The organism is Bacillus sp. 9.4, assembly GCF_055486415.1.
Genome location: NZ_JBVFMU010000005.1, coordinates 341186 through 347792, shown reverse-complemented (window position 1 = coordinate 347792; position 6607 = coordinate 341186). Strand labels below are relative to the sequence as shown.

The following is a 6607-nucleotide window of genomic DNA, read 5'->3' as shown; positions in this document are numbered from 1 at the left end:
TGATCTGCCTTTTAATAGAGTAACCTCTTTATCAAGTGCTTTGTGCTGAAGAGATAATAGCTTTTTCATTTGTTTCACCTCCTTTAGTCTAAACAGTGAGTAATCTTAGTTACCGCAGAAATACAAACTAACTGTACTGATCTTATCGCAGCCTAAGCTTACTGATGATCTGCCTTTTAATAGAGTAACCTCTTTATCAAGTGCTTTGTGCTGAAGAGATAATAGCTTTTTCATTTGTTTCAGCTCCTTTAATGAACTTGTCTATTTCAAAGAGATTCAGATTATTGTTTTTAGGTAACGGTAACCAACTGCTCCATTTATCACTATCTATATCAGAAAGAGCAAGTAGTAATCCGCTGTTCCCTGTTTGTAAGTCTAAAGATAGTCGGTAACCATACTCTCCTGGACTTAAAATTCCTTCGTGTTTCTTATACAGGAGATAATTCCCGAGTGCTTTAATGGTATATTCTAATGAGCCTGTATTTACCCCTTCACATTTCATTGCATTCGCAAGAATAATCATTCCTCCCACACCTCGAAAGATGCCACTTGCAAATGTGCTATATAAGTCTGTAACATTAGTTAGTTTTTTGAATAGTTCAGTATTACTTTCTGTCATAAAATCAGGAAGATTTTTATTGAATTCAAGCATAATTAATGCAATCCCAGCTGCACCTTCACCAAGATATGGTATCAACCTTTTATAGCCCAATGAATATTCTTTTATTTGTGCTAATTCTAATTTAGAATCAATTTCAATGTTTTTGCTTATTTCTTTATTAAAAATTTCGCTAGCCAGCTTTATTAAGTCATTGTCATTTGTCGCCTTGCCTAACATTAGAATATACAAGCTGATTCCAGACCAGCCATTTAACAAGCCATACGGCATTGCATAAGGATCCCTTACAGTGATGGAGCAGTCTTCTTTATAGGCATCTATTATTCTATTTCCTATTTTTATAGAGCGATCTAGAAAGTCCTTTTTCTGAGTAATGCTATAAAACGCCAGGTAGTTTAATCCAATTCCCGATAATCCGGAAAACAGTGTTAAATCTGAATCTTCAGTATCTGGCAAAGGCATTGTCTCTAACAGTTTAATTGATTCTTCTTTATATCCAATGTCGTATAAAACGGACAATATGCCTGAGATACCATTAAATAAACCGAGCGGGAAATTTTTATATGTTTCCGTGTCTAAATTCAATATTGTCTCCAATACATGATCAACCCATTGATAAACTGAATTGGATAGAGTCCCTGTTCTATCCAAGGCCATTATTCCACCAAATCCTCCATTAGCGATTGATAGACTGCCCATTTTTTCAATGAATTGCCTGATATCTCCGGATATTAAACTTTCTGACTTAGGTTTTAAATGACTCATAATTCCAGCTCGCAAACCTTCAGTTATCTCATTAACATTCTTGTAGTTTATTTTCATTGGTGGAATTGTTAAAGTAGCAGCTTCACTTAATTTCTTGATGGTTGGTAATGTCTTCTCTTGAATTTCTTGAATTTTATTTAAAACTGCATCCCCAAAATTCTCTCCAATCCATTTATCTTGATTTATTTCAATATCAATTGACAGATCAGATAAATTTTCTATCGGTAAAAATAAAAACCTGCAAATTCTAAGTAATGCATACCAATCTGCTTGCTCAAAAGTTTCTGCTTGATCCGTAACGTAACCAGGAGTCATTAAGGCGGGGGTGTATTTGCTTTCGGGAGTTACAGCAGTTTCTAGGTCTATTAATTTGATTGAGTAATCCTCTAATACCAATACATTATTTGGCTGTAAATCTCCGAGTGCAATCTTACTTCTATGAAGATCTTTTAAAGCATCAATCAACTGATCTATCACATGCATCATGCGTTCCATATAAATATCTTTATCTTCTTTATATGAAAACGGAAAGTTTTGAGATACATATTCCATAAGAGAAATTCCTGATACATGTTCTTCAATCAAATAGTTATTTTCCCAAATCTCAAAATAATCGTAAAAATCAACTATGTAAGGCTTCTCACTTAATTGCTTTATTGTTTCAGCCTCTTTATAAATTCGTTTAAAACCATCTAGTTTCAACCGATCCAAACCTGAACCAAGTCTTCCTTCTTTCATAACAAACGTTTTCCCGTTTTTTTCAACTTTATATACTCCACCACCATTGCTAAAATGCAGTGCAGAAATAACATTGTATGAATCAAACTTCGATGTGTCTTCTTTATCAAGTTCTGCATCAACTTTTTTAGTCATGATTTGTATTTCAACAGGTTCTTCAACAAAGTCAGGAACTTCATAATATGGAGCACGGACATCTGGAATTAATGTGCCATCAGGTCGCTGAATTGCTGGAACATTTTGTCCATCTTTATTCACATACATAGATACAAATGCTCCATAACGAAAGAAGACATTTGAATACTTCCAGCGTTTATCATTCAATATATAAGGACCTTTTTTTAAAGCTTTAGTCAGATTATCTAAATCTGAAAGTAATGTTAGAAAAGTCTTGTTATCATAAGGATAGATTGTAATGAATTTACCCGAAGATGCTCTGTCTCCGTTTTTAGAGTTTTTGAATAATAATTGCCTTTCATTAGGAACAAATTTAAAGGATATTTCATTTTCAATGAGATATGGAAGGACAATATCTAAAGTCTTTTGTGCCTCATCAATATCTGTAGTGATATGTATTTTCCATCCTTGTTTGGGCATCTTTTTCTTTGTGTTAATACAATAACTCCAATTAATATCCGTGTTTTGTTTCCACTCTTCAGAATTTAAGTTTGGGATACGATAATTGTTTACTATTTTATTCGGTGTTACCAATTCATAAAATAAATTGCCTGGGCTCAAAAACTCAACATATCTTAAATCCATCAAAATCCCTCACTTTAGGCTAGAATAATTTTTTCTTGCATCTCACTTGTCAATAACTTGTTTAGTATTCTTTCTGTATCTTTAGTCCAAATAGACGCCCAAACCTTATTTTTGAAACTTTTAATTCTTGCAGATGTAACACCAATCTGGAATTTTTCATTATCACTTTCAAAAAACCAAGGACCGCCAGATATCCCATGTTTAAGTTTGGATCTCATTCCAATAAGCTGCTCTTCTTTAAAAAGAGTTAAATCTAAATCTCCTTTAGAGTATTTCTTCTGAGATTTAAAAAATGAAATTGGGTAGCCTGCTAATGTAACCGCTTTATTATGCTCTTCTATCATCCCACTTAAATCAAAGTTAGGAATAAAAGCAACATTCCTCATGCTTTCAGGCAATTTAATCCATCCAAAAGCATAGTCATAAGTTAACCTATGAGTACTAATCCATTTTTCAGGTATTACTATATTTAGTACATCATACGATTCTTTCATTCCACAGTTCTCTACTTCTATTGATATGTTTTTAGCTATTTCATTACTGCCTACATCGTATAGGCAATGAGCTGCAGTAGCAACAAAGAATTCATCTTTGTATATGATAATAGATGCGCTACCTAATGAATTCACTTTTGATTTTCCTAATTGAAAACTAAGTTTACATATATTATCCATGACTCATTACCTTTCTATTTCTTTTTTTTCTTTTTTAGGCAATTTAAGTTATTTATATTGTAATACCCTATGGGAAATATTACAATGGAGAAAAGTGAAAATTTTCACTTTTTTTACAAAATCATAATCAAAAAGGAGGTGTTATAATGTCTGATAAAATTTTGTCACTTCAAAAATTATCAACGAAAAAAAGTGACAGCCCTGATAAAAAGTCAGTTCTCAGTATTTTTATTTGTGAGGGTGGTCAAGGCAGCTCAGTAAGTCTATACGCTTGTACTTCCATAGGTGGTTTTTAATGAAGATTTCCATTAGGTTTTTACTATTTCACAATCTAATGAATAAACTGGAGGTATAGCATTATGAAAAAAGTTCTTTCACTTCAGAAACTTTATGACACCGATATACCTAAGAGTAATAAAATTCAATCCAATGTGAGTATTGGCTGTTTAGGCAGAAGTAACATAAGTTTGTTTATTTGTTAATTTATAGTGAAGTTTATATCATCTTGCTGTCCTTAAAATTTTTAAGGGCAGCTTCTTTATAGCCCTTTTTATTTAGGTTATATCGTACAAATTAGATCAGAGGTTTGGAGGCGTACCAAAGTAGCCGTAATTAACCCAGGTGTATGAATATGGAGCAGAAAAGTGAATTGCTACCATATGCAGGGGTTAATGGTATAGGTTTTACTCTGTGCAATCTATTCAAAAGAAAAAAAGAGAGCAAAGTACAGCTTCATTAATTCATCAGTTGAAATAAAATAACCTGCTCATCTAACCAGGTTATTGGGAACGCGACTGATAGAAGGTAGAGTTACGAGAATGGTGTCCGTTTAAGGAAGTTATAGAGGAAGATCGCCCATTCTTTTTATCAATATTGGACTAAGAATATCTAGTTTAGGGGGATAGAAAGCTAAATAAACAAGTACGGGTGGAAAACGCAAAAGATCTCCCCACAAAAAGATTTTAAACTTTACACAATCACCTTTGAATCTTTTTAGAGTTTGTATAGACTTTCTCTAATTTTAGTGACCTTATATGGACGACAATCGCATCGTAACTTGGAACCATTCTATATAGCTCATTGACATATATTTACATCATGTATTTTCCTAGTACTCAGTAATTAAGATAATCTCTTTTTTCATAATTACCTATCAAATGAATAGATGTTTTCCTATTCGTTCCCTTCACATTCTCTCTTTAATAAACAAGTCCCTCTTTGCTATTCACATGATTTTATAGTAGCGGTTCTTAAATTGAGAAGGAGTTTAACCAACCTGACTTCACAGCTAAAGTATTCCCATGTCAAATTGTTAATTGATCAAAGAGAAGATTATATCACAATAAAAGAACGACTTGGACATGCTCCCATCAGAACAACAACTGATTTTTCTTGCATCTCTTTTCCAATAAACAAAAAGAAACTGCTGATAAGCTGGATGCATTATTCTAACAAGTGGGTAAAAAGGAGTAAACCTTAAAATTATAAGAGAGCATAAAAAAATACCAAAGGTCTACAACCCTTGGTATCATTGATGCGGCCGAGAGGACTTGAACCTCCACGGGTTATTCACCCACTAGGCCCTCAACCTAGCGCGTCTGCCATTCCGCCACGACCGCGTGATCATTAAATTGTGTTTGTGCTGGTTTAGTAGGCTCTTAACCTAGTAAAACCGATTTGCGTGCACTTTGTAAATAAAGTGCGGGTGAAGGGACTCGAACCCCCACGTCGTAAGACACTAGATCCTAAGTCTAGCGCGTCTGCCAATTCCGCCACACCCGCAAAAAGACAAATGGTGAGCCATGAAGGACTCGAACCTTCGACCCTCTGATTAAAAGTCAGATGCTCTACCAACTGAGCTAATGGCTCTTACTATTAGATTTCAAAAAATAAAAATGGCTGGGCTAGCTGGATTCGAACCAACGCATGACGGAGTCAAAGTCCGTTGCCTTACCGCTTGGCTATAGCCCAACGAAATGGAATGACCCGTACGGGATTCGAACCCGTGTTACCGCCGTGAAAGGGCGGTGTCTTAACCGCTTGACCAACGGGCCGATGGTTGAGAACTTATATCGAAATCTTATGGCGGAGAAGGAGGGATTTGAACCCTCGCGCCGCTTACGCGACCTACACCCTTAGCAGGGGCGCCTCTTCAGCCACTTGAGTACTTCTCCAATATGGCTCCACAGGCAGGATTCGAACCTGCGACCGATCGGTTAACAGCCGATAGCTCTACCACTGAGCTACTGTGGAATAATGAGACAAGACTTATTATATCAGCCTTGATTTACAGTGTCAAGAGGTAAATGTTTTTATTTATCTCTCGTAACGACTTTTATAATGTAACATAGGCTTGCCATATTCGTCAACCTTTTTCACGAAAAAATTCTTTTATTTTTCCGCGGCATTTTCCGCACCTGTATCTGTCAGGGTTCATGGCGCGCTTCTTTATATACTGTTGGCCGCAGGCCGTACAGATATACATATAAGTTTTTTTTTTTCCGCTTTTTTCTTAAGGGGTGTACAGAACCTCGGCGCGTTGACTTGCTGCAAAAGCATTCTAAAATCTCTGTCTCTGTGCTTGTACCCTTTTCCTTCAAGATGAAGATGATAATGGCAGAGCTCGTGCTTGATGATGCCGATCAGTTCCTCCCTGCCGTGTTCAATCAGATATTTTCTGTTCAATTCAATGTTATGGGAGGTTAACAGGTACCTGCCGCCAGTGGTTTTAAGCCTGTCATTAAAAAGCGCCTGATGGCGGAACGGCTTTTTAAAATACGTTTTAGAAATATCCTCTGTCAGCTTTTGAAGCTCTATATTATCCATAGTGCACCTCACTTAAAAAACATTGAACGGGACAATTCACCGTTCGCATACAATATGGTAATCACCGTCCCTCTTATGATAAAAGCTGAGGAGGAATGAGCCTATGCCAAATTGGCTTAAAAAGCAGATGCAAAAAGCGTTCCTTGAAAAAGATAATTACCAAATTAAACTGCTGAATCAATGCTGGTATTTCTATAGGAAAAAACACTGCTCGTAAGCAGTG

Annotated in this window: 6 protein-coding genes, 7 tRNA genes and 2 pseudogenes; 4 read left to right on the top strand and 11 right to left on the bottom strand. The window is 35.6% G+C overall.

Features of this window, described 5'->3' with window-relative positions; genetic code table 11:
• Positions 1–105: 105 nt before the first annotated feature.
• The 3 genes from ACZ07B_RS19400 to ACZ07B_RS19390 are packed head-to-tail and all read right to left on the bottom strand — an operon-like array spanning position 106 to position 3513.
• Positions 106–234 carry a class III lanthipeptide gene (locus ACZ07B_RS19400; RefSeq protein WP_187290710.1) on the bottom strand — a complete coding sequence of 43 codons (129 nt, stop codon included), beginning with the start codon at positions 232–234 and terminating at the stop codon, positions 106–108.
• Positions 197–2884, bottom strand: a complete 2688-nt coding sequence (gene lanKC / locus ACZ07B_RS19395) for a class III lanthionine synthetase LanKC (protein WP_464877560.1) — start codon at positions 2882–2884, stop codon at positions 197–199. Before lanKC ends, ACZ07B_RS19400 begins: the two co-directional genes overlap by 38 nt.
• A 14-nt stretch (positions 2885–2898) precedes the next feature.
• Positions 2899–3513: a trypsin-like serine peptidase gene (locus tag ACZ07B_RS19390; protein WP_224912735.1), complete on the bottom strand. Its 615-nt coding sequence runs from the start codon at positions 3511–3513 to the stop codon at positions 2899–2901.
• Positions 3514–3704: 191 nt separating this feature from the next.
• Between ACZ07B_RS19390 and ACZ07B_RS19385 the strand changes: the two genes are divergently transcribed.
• The 3 genes and pseudogenes from ACZ07B_RS19385 to ACZ07B_RS19375 all read left to right on the top strand — a co-directional run.
• Positions 3705–3854 carry a hypothetical protein gene (locus ACZ07B_RS19385; RefSeq protein ID WP_153801663.1) on the top strand — a complete coding sequence of 50 codons (150 nt, stop codon included), beginning with the start codon at positions 3705–3707 and terminating at the stop codon, positions 3852–3854.
• 63 nt (positions 3855–3917) lie between these two features.
• Positions 3918–4040 (top strand): class III lanthipeptide, encoded by a 123-nt coding sequence (locus ACZ07B_RS19380; RefSeq protein ID WP_187290709.1) that lies wholly within the window; start codon positions 3918–3920, stop codon positions 4038–4040.
• An 809-nt stretch (positions 4041–4849) separates the two neighbouring features.
• Positions 4850–5010: pseudogene (locus ACZ07B_RS19375) on the top strand (tyrosine-type recombinase/integrase); the annotation flags it as partial.
• Between the two features lie 83 nt (positions 5011–5093).
• Here the strand turns inward: ACZ07B_RS19375 and ACZ07B_RS19370 are convergent.
• The 8 genes and pseudogenes from ACZ07B_RS19370 to ACZ07B_RS19335 all read right to left on the bottom strand — a co-directional run bounded on the left by ACZ07B_RS19370 (position 5094) and on the right by ACZ07B_RS19335 (position 6384).
• Positions 5094–5177: transfer RNA gene (locus tag ACZ07B_RS19370), tRNA-Leu, on the bottom strand.
• An 81-nt stretch (positions 5178–5258) separates the two neighbouring features.
• Positions 5259–5340 (bottom strand) — tRNA-Leu (locus tag ACZ07B_RS19365).
• Between the two features lie 11 nt (positions 5341–5351).
• Positions 5352–5427 (bottom strand) — tRNA-Lys (locus tag ACZ07B_RS19360).
• 27 nt (positions 5428–5454) lie between these two features.
• Positions 5455–5529, bottom strand: a tRNA-Gln gene (locus tag ACZ07B_RS19355).
• An 11-nt stretch (positions 5530–5540) separates the two neighbouring features.
• A tRNA-Glu gene (locus tag ACZ07B_RS19350) sits at positions 5541–5612 on the bottom strand.
• 29 nt (positions 5613–5641) lie between these two features.
• Positions 5642–5732: transfer RNA gene (locus ACZ07B_RS19345), tRNA-Ser, on the bottom strand.
• Positions 5733–5736: 4 nt separating this feature from the next.
• A tRNA-Asn gene (locus tag ACZ07B_RS19340) sits at positions 5737–5811 on the bottom strand.
• Positions 5812–5923: 112 nt separating this feature from the next.
• Positions 5924–6384: pseudogene (locus ACZ07B_RS19335) on the bottom strand (SprT family protein).
• A gap of 103 nt (positions 6385–6487) precedes the next feature.
• Here ACZ07B_RS19335 and cmpA point away from each other — a divergent pair.
• Positions 6488–6601 (top strand): cortex morphogenetic protein CmpA, encoded by a 114-nt coding sequence (gene cmpA, locus ACZ07B_RS19330; protein WP_003225207.1) that lies wholly within the window; start codon positions 6488–6490, stop codon positions 6599–6601.
• Positions 6602–6607 lie beyond the last annotated feature (6 nt).